Origin of the sequence: Nocardia sp. NPDC059236 (assembly GCF_042754085.1) — a bacterium.
Lineage (GTDB): Bacteria > Actinomycetota > Actinomycetes > Mycobacteriales > Mycobacteriaceae > Nocardia.
Map to the genome: position 1 here is coordinate 159,998 of NZ_JBHZAF010000018.1, position 18,502 is coordinate 178,499.

The window sequence follows — 18,502 nt, forward strand, 5'->3', positions numbered from 1 at the left end:
CGAAACCATGAGTAACAGGAACGGGTCACAGCGACGTGGCCTGGCCATCGGGTGCGGCGGCACGGTCGGCATGGCCTGGATCGTCGCCGCGCTGGCCGCGGTACAGGATGTGCTCGACTGGGACCCGCGCACCGCCGACGTCATGATCGGCACCTCCGCTGGCGCGGAGGCGCTGACCATGCTGGGCAGCGGCATCGGGGTCGACGACCTGGTCGCCATGCAGCGCGGCACCGCCACCAACCCGATCCTCACCGACCACATGCGCTCGGAGCCCGGACGATTCCCGCCGTTGCCGCGTCCGCGCCTGGGCGCGCCCGGCCGCGCGGTCCGGGAACTGCTGGCCCGTCCCGGAAACGGTCACGCCCTGCTCACCGCGGGCAGTGGGCTGCTGCCGCAGGGGGGCGGCGACGCGGCCTGGCTCCAGCGACTGGCCGAGCGGCTGAACCCCGGCCGGGACTGGGTCCAGCACCCGGCGACCTGGCTGGTGGCCATGGACAATGCCAGCGGCGAGCGGGTGGCCTTCGGCTCCCCGTCCGCCCCCGACGCGAATCTCGGTGCGGCCCTGCGTGCTTCGTGGGCGGTGCCCGGCTGGTTCCCGGCCGTCCCGATCGCGGGCCGCCGGTTCATCGACGGCGGCGCGGCCTCCACCGCGTCCGCCGACCTGCTCATCCCGGCCGGCCTCGACGAGGTCGTGGTGATCGCCCCGATGGCCTCCACCGGCCGCCTGCCGGTCACCGGCCCGGGCCACTTCCTGGAGCGTCAACTGCGAAACCGCATGAGCCAGAAGCTCGATGCCGAGATCGCCCTGCTGCACGCCAGTGGCGTGCGGGTACTGCGCATCGACGCCACGGCCGGGGATCTCGCGGTCATGGGCCCCAACTTCATGGACGGCCGCCGCCGTCTCGACACCTTCGAACACAGCCTGGGCAGCACCCGCCGCCAGGTCGAACAGGGAGAGTTCAGATGAGCATCTTCGGAAACGGCTATCCCGCCATCGAATTGACCGGCGCCCGGGTGCTGATCACCGGTGCGGGCCGCGGCATCGGCCGGTGCACGGCCGAGCTCTTCGCGAGCAAGGGTGCACAGGTCGCCATCGCCGATGTGGACACCGCCGCCGCGCAGGCGGCCGCGGCCGCCCTGGACGCCAGGGCTTTCGAGCTCGATGTGCGCGACCGGACCCGGTGGGACAAGGTCGTCGCCGACTTCGGTCCGGTCGACATCCTGGTCAACAATGCGGGCGTGATGCCCGCGGGCGCCTTCCTCGACGAACCGGACGCGGTGGGCCACACCACCATGGACGTCAATGTCTGGGGCCTCATCCACGGCATGCGCGCCGTCGTCCCCGGCATGATCGAGCGCGGCCACGGCCACGTGGTGAACGTTGCCTCGCTGGCCGGCAAGATCCCGATCCCGGGCCTGGCCGTTTACAACGCCAGCAAGTTCGCCGCCGTGGGCCTGTCGGCCGCCACGCGCCTGGAGTTCGCGCCGCACGGCGTCAGCGTCAGCTGCGTCATGCCGTCCGCCGTGCGCACCCGCCTGTCCTCGGGCCTGGCGCTGGGCGGTGGCATGCCGACCGTCGACCCGGAGGACGTGGCCGAGGCCGTGCTCGGCACCGTGCGCACCCGCCGCGCCGAGGTCGCCGTCCCGAACTACCTGGGCCCCATCGACGTCGCGCTGGCCGCCGCGCCCGAGCCCGCGGTCCGCCTGGTGCGCAGGCTCTTCAACGGCGACCGGGCGCTGCACCCGGCCGACGAGCAGGTGCGCGCCCGATACGAGGAACAGGTGCGCGCGATCGCCGCCGAAGAAGACAGGCCCGAGGCATAGGCGGGTCCGGCGGGAAGGCCGAGGGGTGCTACTCGAACCGAATGCCTTGCGCCAGAGGCAATTCGGCAGAGTAGTTGACGGTGTTGGTGGCCCGGCGCATGTACGCCTTCCAGGAGTCCGACCCGGACTCCCGGCCACCGCCCGTCTGCTTCTCACCGCCGAACGCGCCGCCGATCTCGGCCCCCGAGGTGCCGATATTGACATTGGCGATACCGCAATCCGACCCGTCGGCGGCCAGGAACCGTTCCGCCTCGCGCTGGTCCCGGGTGAAGATCGACGACGAAAGTCCCTGCGGCACACCGTTGTGCAGCTCGATGGCGGTGTCCAGGCGGTGGTAGGTGAGCGCGTACAGGATCGGCGCGAAGGTCTCCTCCCGGACCACCTCGGTCTGCGCGGGCATGCGCACCAGCGCCGGCCGGACGTAGAAGGCGTTCTCGCCCGGCCCCTCGATACGCTCACCACCGCAGATCAATTCACCACCGTCGGCCAGCGCGCGCTCCAGCGCCGCCCGCATGCCGTCGTAGGCCCGCTCGGTGATGAGCGGCCCGACGAGAACGCCCTCCTCGAGCGGGTTACCCACGCGCAGTTGGCGATACGCCGCCGAGATCCGATCCAGCAGCGGCCCGGCCACATCCACGTGCACGATCAGCCGCCGCAGCGTCGTGCACCGCTGGCCCGCGGTGCCCGCCGCCGCGAAAACGATTCCCCGCGTGGCCAGGTCGAGATCCGCCGAGGGGGTGACGATCGCCGCGTTGTTGCCGCCCAGCTCCAGCAGACAGCGACCGAACCGCGCCGCCACCCGCGGCGCGACCTGCCGCCCCATCCGCACCGACCCCGTCGCGCTCACCAGCGCCACCCGCGGATCGTCCACGAGCTGCTCGCCGATCGCCGCCGGGCCCTGGATCAGCTGGTGCACTTCGGGATCCACGCCCACCTCCCGCGCCGCGCGGCGCAGCAGAGTGTGACAGGCCAGCGCGGTCAGCGGCGTCGCCTCCGACGGCTTCCACACCACGGTGTCCCCGCACACCAGCGCGACCGCGGTATTCCAGGCCCACACCGCGACCGGGAAGTTGAACGCCGAGATGACCCCGACCACCCCGAGTGGGTGCCACGTCTCCATGAGCCGGTGCCCGGGCCGCTCCGACGGCATGGTCCGCCCGTACAGCTGCCGCGACAGCCCGATGGCGAACTCGCAGATATCGATCATCTCCTGGACCTCGCCGCGCGCCTCCGCGCCGATCTTGCCCGCCTCCACGGTGACCAGTTCGCCCAGCTCGTCCCGGTGCGCGGTGAGCAGCGCCGCCAGCCGCCGCACCACCGCGGCCCGCTGCGGCGCCGGTACCGTGCGCCAGCTGTGGAAGGCGGTCTCGGCGCGGGCGATGGCGGCGTCGACCGAGGCGGAATCGCTCGCGCGCAGGGTGATCAGCTCGTCGCCGGTGATCGGGGTGCGGGCCGAGAGTTCACCCGGTTGGGGTGTTTCGACACCGAGGCGTTGCAGCAACTTCTCCGTTTGCTCACGGAGCTCACGGGTCACCCCGTCTGACAGTGCGTGACTCATTACATGCTCCAGGTTGGGTTCCGGCACCGAGTTCGGTTCGCTGCGTTAGCCTTCGCTGATGGCGGATACACCGGCGAAACTTGTACTCGACGACATCGATCGACTGCTGATCCGTGAGCTGATTGCCGATGGTCGCGCCACCCTGTCCAATCTGGCGGAGAAGGCCAACCTTTCGGTGTCCGCGGTGCAGTCGCGGGTGCGGCGGCTCGAGGCGCGGGGCGTGATTCGCGGCTACACGGCGAATGTCGATCCCGAGGCGCTGGGCCAGATGCTGTCGGCTTTCGTCGCGATAACTCCTCTCGACCCGTCTCAACCTGATGACGCACCCGCACTGCTCCAGCACATTCCGGGTATCGAAGCGTGTCACTCGGTCGCCGGCGATGAGAGCTACATGCTCATGGTGCGGGTGGCCTCGCCCAGGCACTTGGAGCAGCTGCTGCAGGAGATCCGAGCGACGGCCAACGTCCGGACGAGAAGCACCATCATTTTGCAGACATTCTATGACAAGTAAGGTCGCGGCCGCCGCAGACCTTCAGGTTTCGCGCCGGTCACGGGCGTAATTATTCCGGAACTTACGGGCATAGCCGTAAAAGTTCATTTACGCTGGGTGGCGTGACCCTCGAACTCGATCGGCTCGGGGCGGCCGCCGAAACCACCCTTGTCACCCCCGCCCGGGTGCATGAGATCCTCGCCGGGAGCATTCTCGCCGACGGCTTCGACCTGGTACTGGACCTGCGCGAGTCCAGGGGCCGCCGGCTCGTGGACGCCCGCGACGGCACCGCGTACCTCGACATGTTCGGCTTCTTCGCGTCCTCGACGCTGGGCATGAACCACCCCGCCCTGCTGGGTGACAAGCCCTTTCTGGCCGGCCTCAGCACGGCCGCGCTCAACAAGCCCAGCAACTCCGACGTCTACACCGTCGAAATGGCGCGCTTCGTGGACACTTTCGTGCGCGTGCTCGGTGATCCGCGACTGCCGCACCTGTTCTTCATCGACGGCGGCGGCCCCGCCGTCGAGAACGCCCTCAAGACCGCCTTCGACTGGAAGTCGCGCCACAACGAAATACACGGGCGCCCAGGCGAACTCGGCACCAAGGTGCTGCACCTGACCGGAGCCTTCCACGGCCGCACCGGCTACACGCTCTCGCTCACCAACACCGACCCGGTCAAGACCGCGCGCTTCCCCAAGTTCGACTGGCCCCGCATCGACACCCCGTATGTCGGACCCGATCATCCCGACGTCGAGGCCGCCGAGCGACACGCGCTCGACCAGGCCCGCCGCGCCTTCGCCGAAAACCCCTACGACATAGCGTGTTTCATTGCCGAGCCGATTCAGGGAGAGGGCGGCGACCGGCATCTGCGCCCGGAGTTCCTGCGTGCGATGCAGCAGCTGTGCCACGAGCACGACGCGCTGTTCATCCTCGACGAGGTGCAGACCGGCGTCGGCATGACCGGCAGCGTGTGGGCCTACCAGCAGCTCGGCCTCGAGCCGGATGTCGTGGCCTTCGGCAAGAAGACCCAGGTCTGCGGCATCATGGCGGGCGGCCGGGTGGACGAGGTGCCCGACAATGTCTTCCATGTCAGCTCGCGCCTGAACTCCACCTGGGGCGGCAATCTGGCCGACATGGTCAGGGCCCGGCGGGTTTTCGAGGTGATGGAGCACGAGGATCTGGTGGGCCGAGCCCGGGAGCTGGGGCCGTACCTGCTCACCCGGCTGACCGAATTGTCCACGGCCCATGCGGAAGTCACCGATCCGCGCGGCCGCGGCCTGATGTGCGCCATCACCCTGGCGACCCCGGAGCTGCGCAACGAGGTGGTGAACCGGCTGCGCGAGCAGGAGCACATCCTGATCCTCGGCACCGGCGAGCGTGGCATTCGTTTCCGGCCGCCGCTGACGGTAACCGAGGCGGAGCTGGACGAGGCCGTGGACGGCCTCGGACGCGTATTGGCCTGAGCCGCAACCCGACCGGTTGGGTCCGAGTTGCCCGCGTTTGCTGAATAGTCGCTTTTGCCCGAAACGCGTGGCGCGGAGCGACACTCCGTGATCGCGCCGCGAACCTCCATGTCGCCGCCTAATATTCGACGACATGTCAGCTCACCGCAATGCCGCCCTGGCACGGTGCGCCCTGTGATCGCGCGCCGTGCACGTCTGGGTCTGGTCATCTCCATCGCAATGCTGGCCGGTTGCTCGAGTGGTAGTGCGGTCACCGTGCCGCGCCCTTCCGCGCCGCCGGCCACCCCGCCCGGTGCGGCGGTGGCGCCGGACCTGCTACCCGGCATGCCGCCGCCGCTCTCGCCCGACGACATCTACGCGGCCACCCGCGAACTCGGTCCCGCCGTGGCCGATCAGCCCACCCGTGTCTACGTCCCCAACAGCGAATCCGACACCATCACCGTCATCGACCCGGACACCTTCCAGGTCATCGACACCCTTCCGGCCGGTGGCCGCGAACCCCAGCACGTCGTCCCCTCCTACGACATGCAGATGCTCTACGCCAACAACGATCTCCCCATCGGCAGCGGCAGCCTGCTGCCCATCGATCCCCGCACCGGCGAGGCAGGCGACCCCATCCCGGTCCGCGATCCGTACAACATGTACTTCACCCCGGACGGCAAGTACGCCCTCGTCGTCGCCGAGGCCGACCGCTCCCTGGACTTCTACGACCCGCACAGCTGGGAGAAGCTGCACGACATCGCGGTCCCCGACTGCCCGGGCGTCAACCACATGGACTTCACCGCCGACGGCCGCACCGCCCTGGTCAGCTGCGAATTCGGCGGGCGCCTGGCCGTGGTCGACATCGCGGGCCTGCGCCTGCTGCGCATGATCGACCTGCCCGGCGGCCGCTCCGGCATGCCGCAGGACGTCAAGCTCGCACCCGACGGCCGTACCTTCTACGTGGCCGACATGATGGCCAACGGCATCTACGTCTTCGACGCCAAGACCTTCGACAACACCGGCTTCATCGAAACCGGCGCGGGCACCCACGGTCTCTACGTCACCCGCGACTCCAAGCAGATGCTCATCACCAACCGTAAGGAGGGCAGCATCTCGGTCCTGGACTTCGCGACCGGACAGCTGGCGAGCAAGTGGCGGATCCCCGGCGGCGGCAGTCCGGATATGGGAAATCTCTCCGCCGACGGCCGCGTCTTCTGGGTCTCCGGCCGCAACAACAGCGAGGTCTACGCCATCGACATCGTCGAGTGGAAACTGCTGGCGCGCATCCCCGTCGGCCGCGGCCCGCACGGTCTCACCATCTGGCCCCAGCCGGGCAGATACTCGACCGGCCACACCGGCGTCATGCGTTGAGCCCCTCGGCTTTCCGGGGCGCGCGCGGGCCGGAATCCCGCCGGCCCGCGGTGTGTGGACCCGGCCAAAACCGGGCCGGGATGACTGGGGGAATTTGCTATTGAACAGCGTTCGAGTCGCGCCGGTGCGGTGATCGAATCGCGTGCTCTACCTGCGGCTTTCTACTGGCGGGTAGCCAATAACCGTACTCGCGAGTAGCCCCGTCTGGATTACGAAGGGGGTCTGGTACTGGTTACACTCCCCGTCATGACGAGTGTCCAGCAGCAGCCTTCGCCGGGGTCGGCGGGCGCCCCTGATATCCACACCACCGCCGGCAAACTGGCTGATCTGCGCAATCGGCTGGAAGAGGCCAAGCACCCGATGGGTGAGGCCGCGGTCGACAAGGTCCACGCCAAGGGCAAGATGACCGCGCGCGAGCGCATCCTCGCCCTGCTGGACGAGGGCTCGTTCGTCGAACTCGACGCCCTGGCCCGCCACCGCAGCGTGAACTTCGGCCTGGAGAACCAGCGTCCGCTGGGCGACGGCGTGGTCACCGGCTACGGCACCATCGACGGCCGCGACGTCTGCATCTTCTCCCAGGACGTCACCGTCTTCGGCGGTTCCCTCGGTGAGGTCTACGGCGAGAAGATCGTCAAGGTCATGGACCTGGCGCTCAAGACCGGCCGCCCGCTGGTCGGCATCAACGAGGGCGCCGGCGCGCGCATCCAGGAAGGCGTCGTCTCCCTGGGTCTCTACGGTGAGATCTTCCACCGCAACATCCAGGCCTCGGGTGTCATCCCGCAGATCTCGCTGATCATGGGCCCGGCCGCCGGCGGTCACGTCTACTCGCCCGCGCTGACCGACTTCGTGGTCATGGTCGACCAGACCTCGCAGATGTTCGTCACCGGTCCCGACGTCATCAAGACCGTCACCGGTGAAGAGGTCACCATGGAGGAGCTGGGCGGCGCCCACACCCACATGGTGAAGTCCGGTGTGGCGCACTACGTCGCCTCCGGCGAGCAGGACGCCCTGGACTACGTCCGCGACCTGCTGAGCTACCTGCCCAGCAACAACCGCGCCGAGGCCCCGCGCTTCCCGGCCACCGCCGCCGCGGGCGCCATCGAGGAGAACCTCACCGAGGCCGACCTCGAGCTGGACACCATCGTCCCGGACTCGCCGAACCAGCCCTACGACATGCACGAGGTCATCAAGCGCCTGGTGGACGACGAGGAGTTCCTCGAGGTCCAGGCCGAGCGTGCGATGAACGTGATCGTCGGCTTCGCCCGGATCGACGGCCGCAGTGTCGGTTTCGTCGCCAACCAGCCCTCCCAGTTCGCGGGCTGCCTCGACATCGACGCCTCGGAGAAGGCCGCGCGCTTCGTGCGCACCTGCGACGCCTTCAACGTCCCGATCATCACCCTGGTCGACGTGCCCGGCTTCCTGCCCGGCACCGGCCAGGAGTACAACGGCATCATCCGGCGCGGCGCCAAGCTGCTCTATGCCTACGGTGAGGCCACTGTGGGCAAGATCACAATCATCACCCGCAAGGCCTACGGCGGCGCCTACGACGTCATGGGTTCCAAGCACATGGGCGCCGACGTGAACCTGGCATGGCCGACCGCGCAGATCGCCGTCATGGGCGCCTCGGGCGCCGTCGGTTTCGTCTACCGCAAGCAGCTGCAGACCGCGGCCGCCGAGGGCAACGACGTCGACGCACTGCGCCTGGAGCTGCAGAACGAGTACGAGGACACCCTGGTGAACCCGTACGTGGCGGCCGAGCGCGGCTACGTCGACGCGGTCATCCCGCCCTCGCACACCCGCGGCCAGATCGTGTCGGCGCTGCGGCTGCTGGAACGCAAGATGGTGTCCCTGCCGCCGAAGAAGCACGGCAACATTCCGCTCTGATAGTGCGATATGCGCGGTGTGGGGCGCACACTGTCGAATGGGACAAAGGTCTCGTACCGCGCACGATCGCCTCATCCGAGCGAAGATGTTCAGGAATGGCCCTCGCCGTCGAGGGTTGTATCGAATACCGTTTGCGACCCGGACAAACACGGGCCACGAATGCGCCGCACACCCTGCGGCGAACGGACAGGAGGACTGGCGCTGTGACGACCATGGCCGATGAAGAAGTACTGCGCGCCGCCGAACTGGATCTAGCAACCGTCGATGAATTGGCGGACGCCGTCGACACGGCCGTCACCGAGGTCGCACCGTCGAGCACCGACCCGGTCATCCGGGTCCTGAAGGGCAACCCGACCGACCTCGAGCTCGCCGCCCTGATCACCGTGTTCGCCGCCGCGTCCGCGAGCGCCGCGGCCGCGCCGGCCGAGACCGGCCCGGCCGACAACTGGGGTGTGCCGACCCTGATGCACCGCGGCTCTTCGCCCTTCTCGCCCTACGCTTTTCCGGCGCTGTCGCACCTGCGCGACTGACGGCCTGTGACCGTCTTCGTACTAGCGTCTCAATCTCCGGCCCGGCTCGGCGTCCTGCGCAATGCGGGCGTCGAGCCGGTCGTCCGGGTGTCCCATGTGGACGAGGACGTGGTGGCCGCGGCGCTGCCCGCGGATACCGCACCCGATCGTGTCGTCATCGAACTGGCCCGCGCCAAGGCGCGTGAGATCGCCGGTCAGCTGGCGGCCGATCCCGCCTTCGCCGATTCCGTTGTGGTGGGCTGCGATTCGATGCTGCTCGTGGACGGCGTACTCCAGGGCAAACCCCTGACCCCCGAGGTCGCCCGCGCGCGCTGGGCCGAGATGGCCGGGCGGAGCGCCGATCTGCTCACCGGGCACTGCGTGCTGCGGCTGCGTGCCGGTGAGGTCACCGCCGAGGCGGCCGACTGTAGTTCCACCACGGTGCATTTCGCCAAGCCCGAACCCGATGAACTCGACGCGTACATCGCGACGGGGGAGCCGCTGCAGGTGGCCGGATCCTTCACCCTGGACGGCCTGGGCGGCTGGTTCGTGGACAAGATCGACGGTGATCCGTCGAGTGTGATCGGTATCGGCCTGCCGCTGGTGCGCCGGCTACTGGCCGAAGTAGGCGTCGGTATTGCGCAGCTGTGGGTCGGTGGCCGCGCGTAGCTGCGGTTCGGTGGCGGTCCGCAGTTGCGGTGCGGTACGGCCGGGCGAGGGCGCTAGCCGAGGCTCGCCGGGCTCGGCCTGACCCTCCTCGCGCCCGGCTTCGCCGGCGCGCCCCTGCAGTAGTTCCAGACGGGCGACACACAGTTCGGGTTCCACGAACGGGTGTAGGCGCACGGCCACGCTCTCGCGGCCGCCGTTGCGGTCCAGTACTTCTCGCATGAGTCCCAGGTGCACGCCGCACACCACCTCGGAGTGGGTGCGGGCCAGTTCGCGTAGTGGGCAGGCGGTCATGCGGATCAGGGCCGACTCTTCGGTCTCGCCGGCCTGGTCGCGTTCGGGGGCGAAGCCGAGCTCCGACATCAGGGTGACGGTGAGGTCCTTGGCGTCTTCCAGCGTTTCGATGGGCTGGTCCGCCGCTTCCAGTTTCGAGCCCCAGGCGCGCCCGGCCGCGATGGCGGCCTCGGAGCGTCGGCGCGGATCGCTGCCCAGCTGATCGGCGAGCACCTGCGCCAATTCCTGATAACCCACCGATCGCTGTACAGCGGTATAGCCGATGCGCGGGCGACCGCGGCCGCGTGGCGGCTGTTGAAATTGGCGGACCAGCGATTCCCGGGTTAGGACGTCCAAATGAAAACGCACCGTTGTCACATGTTGTCCGGTGACACGTGCCAGTTCCTGGGCGTCGAGAGGCTCGCTGGCGCCACGTAGGATCGCAAGCAGTCGCCGTCGCGGCCAAGAATCGGACATAGCTCACCCCTCCTCTCGAGAGACTTTATCGGATGAAGCTGCGCTTAATTCGCTCAATCATCCGATTCGTGATCTGAAACGAGTTACGTAACCGCCATATGCCTACGATCGGTGTCGAGATTCGAACCGCCAATACCTAACCCACCACGCGTGAAGGACCACAACGTGCCCGTCGCTCCGGATCCGCATCACTCGTTCGGCTCCTACGCACATCCTCACCGACTAGTAACCACAGAGTGGCTATCGGCAAACATCGGCACGCCGGGACTCAAGATCATCGAGTCCAACGAAGACATATTGCTATACGACATCGGGCATGTGCCCGGCGCCATCAAGATCGACTGGCGCACCGAGCTGATCGATCCCCGCACCCGTGACGTCGTCGACGGCGCGGCCTTCGCCGACCTGATGCGGGTCAAGGGCATCGAGCGCGACGACACCGTGGTCATCTACGGCGACAAATCCAATGGCACCGCGGCCGCCACCCTGTGGGTGTTCTCCCTCTTCGGACATGAGGACGTGCGCCTGCTGGACGGCGGCCGCGACGCCTGGATCTCCGAGGCCCGCGACACCACCTTCGAGGTGCCCGCGGCCGGGCTGGGCGACTATCCGGTGGCCGATCGTGACGACAAGTCCGCCCGCGCGTTCCGTCAGGACGTGCTCGCGCACTTCGGCGGCCCGCTCATCGATGCGCGCGGGTTCGGCGAGTACACCGGGGAGCTGGTCGTTCTCGATCGCCCCGAGGAACAGGCGCTGCGCGCGGGCCACATTCCCACCGCCGTCAATATCCCGTGGACCTCCTCGGTCGGCGCCGACGCCCGCTTCCGGCCGCGGGCCGAGCTCGATGTCATCTACGGCGCGGTGGTCACCGGCGTCGCGCCGCTGGTCTACTCGCGGGTCGGCGAACGGTCCGCGCTGACCTGGTACGTGCTGACGTATCTGCTGGGCGTGCCCGGTGTGCGCAACTACGACGGCTCCTGGACCGAGTGGGCCAATGCGGTCGGTGCGCCCATCGTGATCGGCGAAGAACCCGGCGAGCCGCCCGCGGTCGTGGCAAGCTCGTAACGCCCGCGCCCCTCCCGGGGTATGCACAGGAGAAGGTCGCGGGAGAGTCTGGTAGAACAGGTTCTAAAAAAGGCCGTTCGAAGAGTCGCATTGCTCACTCTTCGGGCCTACTCTTCGGTAGCCCTATCCTCGGTTCGGTGATTGTTGGCACGATGCCTACACTGCCGACAGACGAAAGTATCCAGAGCACAGGAGGCTCAGTGCCCAACCATGCCAACGCGCAGATCACAAAGGTCCTCGTAGCCAACCGAGGCGAGATCGCCGTGCGCGTGATCCGGGCCGCCAAGGACGCCGGTATCGCCAGTGTGGCCGTATACGCCGAACCGGACGCCGATGCGCCGTTCGTCAAGCTCGCCGACGAGGCCTTCGCCCTGGGCGGCCAGACCTCGGCCGAGTCGTACCTGGTGTTCGACAAGATCCTCGACGCCGCCGCCAAGGCCGGCGCGGACGCCATCCACCCCGGCTACGGCTTCCTCTCCGAGAACGCCGATTTCGCGCAGGCCGTGATCGACGCCGGGCTGATCTGGATCGGCCCCTCGCCGCAGTCGATCCGCGACCTGGGTGACAAGGTCACCGCCCGCCACATCGCCGAGCGCGCCAGCGCGCCGATGGCCGCGGGCACCAAGGACCCGGTCAAGAACGCCGACGAGGTCGTGGCGTTCGCCAAGGAGTTCGGCGTTCCGGTGGCCATCAAGGCCGCCTTCGGTGGTGGCGGTCGCGGCATGAAGGTCGCGCACACCATCGAGGAGATCCCCGAGCTGTTCGAGTCCGCCACCCGTGAGGCCATCGCCGCCTTCGGTCGCGGCGAATGCTTCGTGGAGCAGTACCTGGACAAGGCCCGCCACGTCGAGGCGCAGGTCATCGCCGACAAGCACGGCAATGTCGTGGTCGCCGGCACCCGTGACTGCTCGCTGCAGCGTCGCTTCCAGAAGCTCGTCGAGGAGGCCCCCGCGCCGTTCCTGTCCGACGAGGTGCGCTCCAAGATCCATGAGTCCGCCAAGCGGATCTGCAAGGAGGCCGGTTACTACGGCGCCGGCACCGTGGAGTACCTGGTGCAGGGCGAGACCGTCTCGTTCCTCGAGGTGAACACCCGTCTGCAGGTCGAGCACCCGGTCACCGAGGAGACCGCGGGCATCGACCTGGTGCGCCAGCAGTTCCGCATCGCCGAGGGCCACGAGCTGTCCATCAAGGAGGACCCGACCCCGCGCGGCCACTCCTTCGAGTTCCGCATCAACGGTGAGGACGCCGGCCGCGGCTTCCTGCCCGCCCCCGGCCCGGTCGTCGTGTACAAGGAGCCCGCGGGCCCCGGTGTGCGTGTCGATTCCGGTGTGGTCGAGGGCTCGGTCATCGGCGGCCAGTTCGACTCCATGCTCGCCAAGCTGATCGTCACCGGCGAGAACCGCGAGCAGGCGCTGCAGCGTGCCGCCCGCGCGCTCGACGAGTACCAGATCGAGGGCCTGGCCACGGTCATCCCGTTCCACCGCCACATTGTCGAGAACCCGGCGTTCGTCGGTGACGGCACCAAGTTCGACGTCTACACCAAGTGGATCGAGAACGAGTGGGACAACCACATCGAGCCCTACGCCGGTGCCCAGCCCATCGAGGACGAGGACGAGGCGCCGCGCCAGAAGGTGGTCGTCGAGGTCGGCGGCCGTCGCCTCGAGGTGTCGCTGCCGGGCCAGTTCTCGGTCGGCACGGCCGCTTCCGGCAATGGCGTGGGTGGTGCGGTGCGCAAGAAGCCGAAGCCGCGCAAGCGCGGTGGCGCGGGCGCCGGTGCCGCCTCCGGTGACGCCGTGACCGCCCCGATGCAGGGCACCGTCGTCAAGGTCGCGGTCGAAGAGGGCCAGTCCGTCGAGGCGGGCGACCTGGTGGTCGTGCTCGAGGCCATGAAGATGGAGAACCCGGTCACCGCCCACAAGGCCGGTGTCATCACGGGTCTCTCGGTGGAGGCGGGCGCCGCCATCACCCAGGGCACCGTCCTGGCCGAGATCAAGTAGCGCAACGCGATTCGCATCAAGTAGCGCAACGCAAGTCGCCGAGTGGCCGCTCACCTGCAGGTGGGCGGCCACTCGCGCTAATGTCATGGCATGGCTGAACCACCCGAGATCCGTATTGGCACCGCCGAGCGTGAGGACGCGATGAAGCGGCTGTCCGATCATTTCGCGGCGGGGCGGCTCAGCGTCGCGGAGTTCGACGAGCGCAGTGGGGTCGTGGCCGCCGCCCTGACGCGCGGTGACCTCGAGCGGGTGTTCACCGATCTGCCGGAGCCGGTGGCGGACAAGAGCGTTCCGGCGCAACGGGAGTCGCGGTTCGGTGCGCACTGGCGTGGTCGGGTGATGCCGGTCGTCCCGATCATCGCGCTGATCCTGTTCTTCGTGACCCACCAGTGGTGGATGTTCCTGTTGATCCCGCTGGCGGGCGCGGTGCTGTACGGCGGCGGCAATCCGCGGCAGCGGCGGGAGCACCGGGAGCGGCGGCGGCAGCGGCGACTGGATCGGGGATCGGAGGACTGATGGAGCCCATCGAGATCAATGCGGGCAGTTGGTATCTGCGTGCCCTGCGGGCGGACGAGCGCATCGACGACCGGCCCGCCCTGGCCGACGCCGGCATCACCGAGCCCGGCTATGTGGCCCGGCGCAGCGCCGAATGGGCCGAGGAGACCCACTTCTCGTGGGCGGTGTGCATCCCCACCACCGCGGAGATGGTCGCCGAGATCGGTGTGTGGCCCAATGCCGACGGCACCGCGACCGTGACCGGCTGGGCCCGTGCGGGATACGACGCCGCGCTGGCGGACGGCCTGGTGACCGTGCGCCGGTTCACCGCGGGCGCCCTCGGCCTGGAACCGGTCGACGCCTGAATCCGAGCCGCCGGACCCGTTCCGCTGTCCGGTCCGGACACCGATCCTTGTCGTGAAAGTCCTTATCTACCAGCCTTGATGCCGTCCGCACCCGAAAAACCGGTCGTGCTCGGCCCCGGTCGTGGGTCACTCTGGAGTCGCATCCGAAACCGACGACCTGGGGAGGCGGTTATGTGGAGCTGGAGTGAACACCAAGCAGATCGGGCAGCGGCGGCATCGTTCACCGCGTGGCGGATCCGTGATCCGGAGCCGACAGTGACCGATCCGGAATTCAGTGAAACCTCGGACGACGACGGCGCGAGCGGCGGCGGGCGCACCGCTCCGCTCGCGGGCGACGGCCGTACCGGGGGTGGCGGCGAATCGACGGGGGACGCCGCCGCCCCTGCGTACGCGGAGATGCCGTGCGCGGGCGGGGCGATGCCGGTCCCGGGCACCCCGGTGGCGGGCGCGGGTACCCCGGTACTCGTGTCCGCCGACGCCGAGTCCGACGCGGCCGAGCCTGCGCGAGAGGACATTTCCGAGCATGTGCTCACGGGCCTGTTCGAGGCCCTGGCGGGCATGCTGCAGGCGGTGTCCGCGCCGCGGTAGCGCGCCGGGCGAGAAGGGGCGGGTCCGATCCGGACCCGCCCCTTGTCGTTGCCGTGTGGATGCGGGCGGGGGAGTAGCGTGCGGTGCATGGACAGGTCGCCGCTGGATGTTGACGTGCTGGGCCGGAGTGTTGCCGAGGTGCCCGAGCTGGGTTTCTTCTCGGCCGTCGAGGTGGTCGAGTCGACCGGGTCGACCAATGCGGATCTGGTTGCGCGGGCCGCGGATTCGAGTGCCGATCGGCTGGTGCTGATCGCCGAGTCGCAGGAGCACGGCCGCGGCCGCCACGACCGGCGGTGGGTGAGCCCCGCACGGGCGCAGATCGCCATGTCGCTGCTGGTGCGGGTGCGGGGGATCGATCCCGCCGTGCTGGGCTGGCTGCCGCTGCTCACCGGCGTGGCCGTGGTGGACGCGGTGCGCGCGGTGGCCGGGGTGAAGGCGGTGCTCAAGTGGCCCAATGACGTGCTGGTGGACGGCCGCAAGCTGGCCGGGATCCTGGCCGAGATCGCCGCCGCGGGTGCGGACCCGGCGGTGGTGGTCGGGGTCGGGCTGAACGTATCCCTCACCGAGGCCGAACTGCCTGTCCCGCACGCCACGTCCCTGCTGCTGGCCGGGGCTCCCGAGATCGATCGCACGGTGCTGGTGCAGGCGATGCTGCGCGAGTTCGCCCGCCGCTTCACCGCCTGGGAGGCGTCCGGCTGGGATATCGCCGAGCTGTCGGCGGCCTATCGCGAACGGTGCGCCACTCTCGGTGCGCAGGTACGCGCGGAGCTGCCCGGTGGGGAGGTGCTCACCGGAATTGCCACGGGCATCGACGAATACGGCAGGCTGCTGATCGGTGATCGCGCCGTCTCGGCGGGCGATGTCACCCACCTCCGCGCCGAGTACTGACAGAAACGCGTTTCCCGCAACCTGATTCGCGCTGGCCCCCGAACAGGTTCGGCGCGAGGACTATTGGCTGTTCTGTCCGTGCGGGCGGCCGCCGTGGCGGTTGCTGCCGGCGGGCCCGGGGAAGCCCGGAAGGGTGAAGCCGGGACCGGGCAGACCGGGACCGGGGATCTCGAGTCCGGGCAGCCGCGGGCCGGCCGGGGCGTCGATGGTCGGCGGTTCGGCGGGGGCCAGTGTGTCGTCCGGCATCGGTGTGACGGATTCGGCCGCGGGGTCCTCGGGAGGTTCGGTCGTCGGCTCGGTGGTCGGTGGAAGCGCCGCCTGGACAGGAGCTTTCGTGGTCGGTACGGCCGAGGTCCGGGCGCGCTGCCCGGGCTGCAGTTCCGCGGCCCGGCTCGTGAACAACGCGGCGCCGATCGCGATGGCGGTGGCGGCGGCCGTGAAGCCCGCGGCGGCGAGCAGTCGCCGCCGGGTCCAGCGGCGAGCGGGCAGACCCAGATCGGCTTCCTTGGACAGCGCGACCGTACCGACGTCCATTCCGGCCGGGATTCCGACAGCGGGCACCGGGCGCGGGAGGGCGGTGGTGCGCGCGTCGGTGTCGGCCGGGTTGGGGATGACCACGGTCACCTGTGCCTCGGGACCGGGCTCGGCCGGGACGGCGGGCGCGGTGAGGGCGGCCTTGGCGGCGTCGGCGAATTCGCCTGCGGTGGAATACCGTTCGCCGGGATTCTTGGCCAGGGCGCGCAGGACGACGGCGTCGAGGGCGGCCGGAACGGTCTCGTCGAGGGTGGACGGCGGCTTGGGCGCGAGGTCGAGGTGGGCGCGCATGAGCTGCGCCGGATTACGCACCCGGAAGGGCCGCTGCCCGGTGAGGCATTCGTAGAGGACGCAGCCCAGGGAGTAGATGTCGGAGCTCGGTGAGGCGGCGCCTTCGAACCGTTCCGGCGCCATGTAGGCGGGGGTGCCGACCAGCATGCCGGTCTGGGTGATGGCGCTCTGGCCGTCCTGCAGGGCGGTGCCGAAGTCGATGAGGTAGGCGACGTCGTCGGGGGCGACGATGATGTTCTGCGGCTTGACGTCCCGGTGGATCAGCCCGGCGGCGTGGGCGTCGTCGAGCGCGGAGGCGACCTGGGAGATGAGGTCCACGGCCGCGTCCGCGGCCATCGGGCCCTCCCATTCGAGCAGGGCCTCGATATCGAGGCCGTCCACGAATTCCGAATCGATGTACAGCCGGCCCTCGAGTTCGCCGTAGCTGTGCACGGGCACCACGTGCGGTCCGTGCAGCAGTGCGGCGGCCCGGGCCTCCCGCTCGAAGCGCCGCCGGTATTCGGGATCGGCGGTCAGGACGGGTGCCAGCATTTTGAGCGCGACGGTGCGATCCGCCACAGTGTCGTGCGCACGCCACACTTCCGCCGACCCGCCGCTGCCGAGCAGTTCGTCGAGGCGGTATCGGCCCAGGTAGCCATCCCCCAACGGATTTCCTCTCGTCACACTGGGGGACACCTTAGCGAACCGAATTTATTTCAATCGCGCACAACGTCCCCCTGGTGTCAGACCCTTTGCAATTCGTCGCGGGCAGCTTCCCGGGCGAGCATGCGGTCGCGTTGTTCCTCGAACTTGACGACGTCCTGGCCCAGTTTGTCCAGATAGGCGGCCAGCTCTTCGCGCGCTTTCTCGCCGCGCGGCCCGAAGTCGTTGCGCTCGAAGATATTCCAATTCTTCAGCACCGGACCGACCACTTCCTCCAGGTGCTGGCGCAGGTCGTAGATGCCGTGCTTGGCCATCATGACCCCGTTGCGGCGGAAGTTCGGCATACCGTGGCCGGGCATCACGAAATGGGTGAGCACCTTGGTGATGGCCGCCACCGCCTGGTCGGGCGCCAGGTCCAGGCCGGCCGCGCACAGGGTGCGGTAGAAGATCATGTGCAGGTTCTCGTCGGCGGCGATGCGCTGCAGCATGCGGTCCGCGATGGGGTCGTTGCAGACCTGGCCGGTATTGCGGTGACTCACCCGGGTGGCCAGCTCCTGGAAGGTCACGTACGCGACATTCTCCAGGAAGCCGCCCCAATCACCGGGCGACCGCACGCCACTGGTCATGTGGATCAAGCGGGCCTGTTCCAGCGCCACCGGATCCACGCCACGGGTGACCACCAGGTAGTCCCGCATGACGATGCCGTGCCGGTTCTCCTCGGCGGTCCAGCGACCGACCCAGGTGCCCCAGGCGCCGTCCTGGGAGAAGTTCTCGGCGATCTCGCGGTGGTACGAGGGCAGATTGTCCTCGGTGAGCAGATTGGTGATCATCGCGATCTTGGCGACCTCGGTCAGCCGCGACTGCGAGGGATCCCAGTCCTCGCCGCCCATGGCGGCGAAATTGCGGCCCTGCTCCCACGGCACGTAATCGTGCGGGTGCCATTCCTTGGCCATCGACAGATGCCGATTCAGATTCGCCTCGGCGACGGGCTCGAGCTCACGAAGTATCTGGAATTGCGTCAACTCTCGGGTCACACACGCCTCCTGTGTCTTGCACAACCGGGTAGAGCCTGTTGTCGACGATCACCGGCGAAGCCGGATGGTCCTGCTCGGGATAACCCTGAAGGTCTTGCGCGGTACA

The 18,502-nt window shown here is 68.8% G+C and carries 18 protein-coding genes; 14 read left to right on the plus strand and 4 right to left on the minus strand.

From position 1 onward, the window contains the following. Nucleotides 1-7 precede the first annotated feature (7 nt). Together ACFXIV_RS36240 and ACFXIV_RS36245 are read left to right on the plus strand one after the other, a co-directional pair. Nucleotides 8-967, plus strand: coding sequence for a patatin-like phospholipase family protein (locus tag ACFXIV_RS36240; protein ID WP_379394903.1), 960 nt, complete (start codon nucleotides 8-10; stop codon nucleotides 965-967). Then, nucleotides 964-1,824: an SDR family oxidoreductase gene (locus tag ACFXIV_RS36245; RefSeq protein ID WP_379394905.1), complete on the plus strand. Its 861-nt coding sequence runs from the start codon at nucleotides 964-966 to the stop codon at nucleotides 1,822-1,824. Before ACFXIV_RS36240 ends, ACFXIV_RS36245 begins: the two co-directional genes overlap by 4 nt. Nucleotides 1,825-1,852: 28 nt before the next feature. On the opposite strand, the gene ACFXIV_RS36250 is transcribed toward ACFXIV_RS36245, so the two are convergent. Next, nucleotides 1,853-3,382 carry an aldehyde dehydrogenase family protein gene (locus tag ACFXIV_RS36250; protein ID WP_379394907.1) on the minus strand — a complete coding sequence of 510 codons (1,530 nt, stop codon included), beginning with the start codon at nucleotides 3,380-3,382 and terminating at the stop codon, nucleotides 1,853-1,855. 58 nt (nucleotides 3,383-3,440) lie between these two features. On the opposite strand from ACFXIV_RS36250, the gene ACFXIV_RS36255 reads away from it, so the two are divergent. From ACFXIV_RS36255 to ACFXIV_RS36280, 6 genes are all read left to right on the plus strand, one after another. Then, entirely contained in the window at nucleotides 3,441-3,893 is a 453-nt protein-coding gene (locus ACFXIV_RS36255; RefSeq protein ID WP_040855781.1) for an Lrp/AsnC family transcriptional regulator, read from the plus strand. Nucleotides 3,894-3,994: 101 nt separating this feature from the next. Next, nucleotides 3,995-5,335 carry an L-lysine 6-transaminase gene (gene lat / locus ACFXIV_RS36260; RefSeq protein ID WP_379394909.1) on the plus strand — a complete coding sequence of 447 codons (1,341 nt, stop codon included), beginning with the start codon at nucleotides 3,995-3,997 and terminating at the stop codon, nucleotides 5,333-5,335. A 174-nt stretch (nucleotides 5,336-5,509) separates the two neighbouring features. Beyond that, the gene (locus tag ACFXIV_RS36265; protein WP_379394911.1) at nucleotides 5,510-6,688 is read left to right on the plus strand and encodes a beta-propeller fold lactonase family protein; all 1,179 of its coding nucleotides are present in this window, start codon (nucleotides 5,510-5,512) and stop codon (nucleotides 6,686-6,688) included. 246 nt (nucleotides 6,689-6,934) lie between these two features. Then, nucleotides 6,935-8,572, plus strand: a complete 1,638-nt coding sequence (locus tag ACFXIV_RS36270; protein ID WP_379394913.1) for an acyl-CoA carboxylase subunit beta — start codon at nucleotides 6,935-6,937, stop codon at nucleotides 8,570-8,572. A gap of 212 nt (nucleotides 8,573-8,784) precedes the next feature. Continuing rightward, nucleotides 8,785-9,102 carry an acyl-CoA carboxylase subunit epsilon gene (locus ACFXIV_RS36275; protein ID WP_379394976.1) on the plus strand — a complete coding sequence of 106 codons (318 nt, stop codon included), beginning with the start codon at nucleotides 8,785-8,787 and terminating at the stop codon, nucleotides 9,100-9,102. Between the two features lie 6 nt (nucleotides 9,103-9,108). Continuing rightward, nucleotides 9,109-9,750: a Maf family protein gene (locus ACFXIV_RS36280; protein WP_379394915.1), complete on the plus strand. Its 642-nt coding sequence runs from the start codon at nucleotides 9,109-9,111 to the stop codon at nucleotides 9,748-9,750. Here ACFXIV_RS36280 and ACFXIV_RS36285 read toward each other — a convergent pair. Next, the gene (locus ACFXIV_RS36285; RefSeq protein WP_379421387.1) at nucleotides 9,694-10,278 is read right to left on the minus strand and encodes a hypothetical protein; all 585 of its coding nucleotides are present in this window, start codon (nucleotides 10,276-10,278) and stop codon (nucleotides 9,694-9,696) included. The two genes, ACFXIV_RS36280 and ACFXIV_RS36285, sit on opposite strands and share 57 nt — an antisense overlap. Before the next feature lie 384 nt (nucleotides 10,279-10,662). Between ACFXIV_RS36285 and ACFXIV_RS36290 the strand changes: the two genes are divergently transcribed. The 6 genes from ACFXIV_RS36290 (at nucleotide 10,663) to ACFXIV_RS36315 (ending at nucleotide 15,895) form a co-directional block, all read left to right on the plus strand. Next, nucleotides 10,663-11,562: a sulfurtransferase gene (locus tag ACFXIV_RS36290; protein ID WP_379394919.1), complete on the plus strand. Its 900-nt coding sequence runs from the start codon at nucleotides 10,663-10,665 to the stop codon at nucleotides 11,560-11,562. Between the two features lie 200 nt (nucleotides 11,563-11,762). After that, nucleotides 11,763-13,559 carry an acetyl/propionyl/methylcrotonyl-CoA carboxylase subunit alpha gene (locus ACFXIV_RS36295; protein ID WP_379394921.1) on the plus strand — a complete coding sequence of 599 codons (1,797 nt, stop codon included), beginning with the start codon at nucleotides 11,763-11,765 and terminating at the stop codon, nucleotides 13,557-13,559. Nucleotides 13,560-13,649: 90 nt separating this feature from the next. Then, entirely contained in the window at nucleotides 13,650-14,075 is a 426-nt protein-coding gene (locus ACFXIV_RS36300) for a DUF1707 domain-containing protein (protein ID WP_379394923.1), read from the plus strand. After that, nucleotides 14,075-14,419, plus strand: coding sequence for a hypothetical protein (locus tag ACFXIV_RS36305; RefSeq protein ID WP_379394925.1), 345 nt, complete (start codon nucleotides 14,075-14,077; stop codon nucleotides 14,417-14,419). Before ACFXIV_RS36300 ends, ACFXIV_RS36305 begins: the two co-directional genes overlap by 1 nt. A 255-nt stretch (nucleotides 14,420-14,674) precedes the next feature. After that, nucleotides 14,675-15,007: a hypothetical protein gene (locus ACFXIV_RS36310; RefSeq protein WP_379394927.1), complete on the plus strand. Its 333-nt coding sequence runs from the start codon at nucleotides 14,675-14,677 to the stop codon at nucleotides 15,005-15,007. 87 nt (nucleotides 15,008-15,094) lie between these two features. Next, entirely contained in the window at nucleotides 15,095-15,895 is an 801-nt protein-coding gene (locus ACFXIV_RS36315) for a biotin--[acetyl-CoA-carboxylase] ligase (protein WP_379381984.1), read from the plus strand. Between the two features lie 60 nt (nucleotides 15,896-15,955). Here ACFXIV_RS36315 and ACFXIV_RS36320 read toward each other — a convergent pair whose 3' ends face one another. Then, nucleotides 15,956-17,383 (minus strand): serine/threonine-protein kinase, encoded by a 1,428-nt coding sequence (locus ACFXIV_RS36320; RefSeq protein ID WP_379394929.1) that lies wholly within the window; start codon nucleotides 17,381-17,383, stop codon nucleotides 15,956-15,958. A 59-nt stretch (nucleotides 17,384-17,442) separates the two neighbouring features. Further along, nucleotides 17,443-18,396 carry an acyl-ACP desaturase gene (locus ACFXIV_RS36325; protein ID WP_379394931.1) on the minus strand — a complete coding sequence of 318 codons (954 nt, stop codon included), beginning with the start codon at nucleotides 18,394-18,396 and terminating at the stop codon, nucleotides 17,443-17,445. Nucleotides 18,397-18,502 lie beyond the last annotated feature (106 nt).

What these genes read in the sequence shown, in the direction of transcription:
- ACFXIV_RS36315 (WP_379381984.1), top strand. Translation starts at nt 15,095, where the DNA reads ATGGACAGGTCGCCGCTGGATGTTGACGTGCTGGGCCGGAGTGTTGCC.
- ACFXIV_RS36270 (WP_379394913.1), top strand. Translation starts at nt 6,935, where the DNA reads ATGACGAGTGTCCAGCAGCAGCCTTCGCCGGGGTCGGCGGGCGCCCCT.
- ACFXIV_RS36255 (WP_040855781.1), top strand. Translation starts at nt 3,441, where the DNA reads ATGGCGGATACACCGGCGAAACTTGTACTCGACGACATCGATCGACTG.
- ACFXIV_RS36245 (WP_379394905.1), top strand. Translation starts at nt 964, where the DNA reads ATGAGCATCTTCGGAAACGGCTATCCCGCCATCGAATTGACCGGCGCC.
- ACFXIV_RS36275 (WP_379394976.1), top strand. Translation starts at nt 8,785, where the DNA reads ATGGCCGATGAAGAAGTACTGCGCGCCGCCGAACTGGATCTAGCAACC.
- ACFXIV_RS36300 (WP_379394923.1), top strand. Translation starts at nt 13,650, where the DNA reads ATGGCTGAACCACCCGAGATCCGTATTGGCACCGCCGAGCGTGAGGAC.
- ACFXIV_RS36305 (WP_379394925.1), top strand. Translation starts at nt 14,075, where the DNA reads ATGGAGCCCATCGAGATCAATGCGGGCAGTTGGTATCTGCGTGCCCTG.
- ACFXIV_RS36240 (WP_379394903.1), top strand. Translation starts at nt 8, where the DNA reads ATGAGTAACAGGAACGGGTCACAGCGACGTGGCCTGGCCATCGGGTGC.
- ACFXIV_RS36250 (WP_379394907.1), bottom strand. Translation starts at nt 3,382, where the DNA reads ATGAGTCACGCACTGTCAGACGGGGTGACCCGTGAGCTCCGTGAGCAA.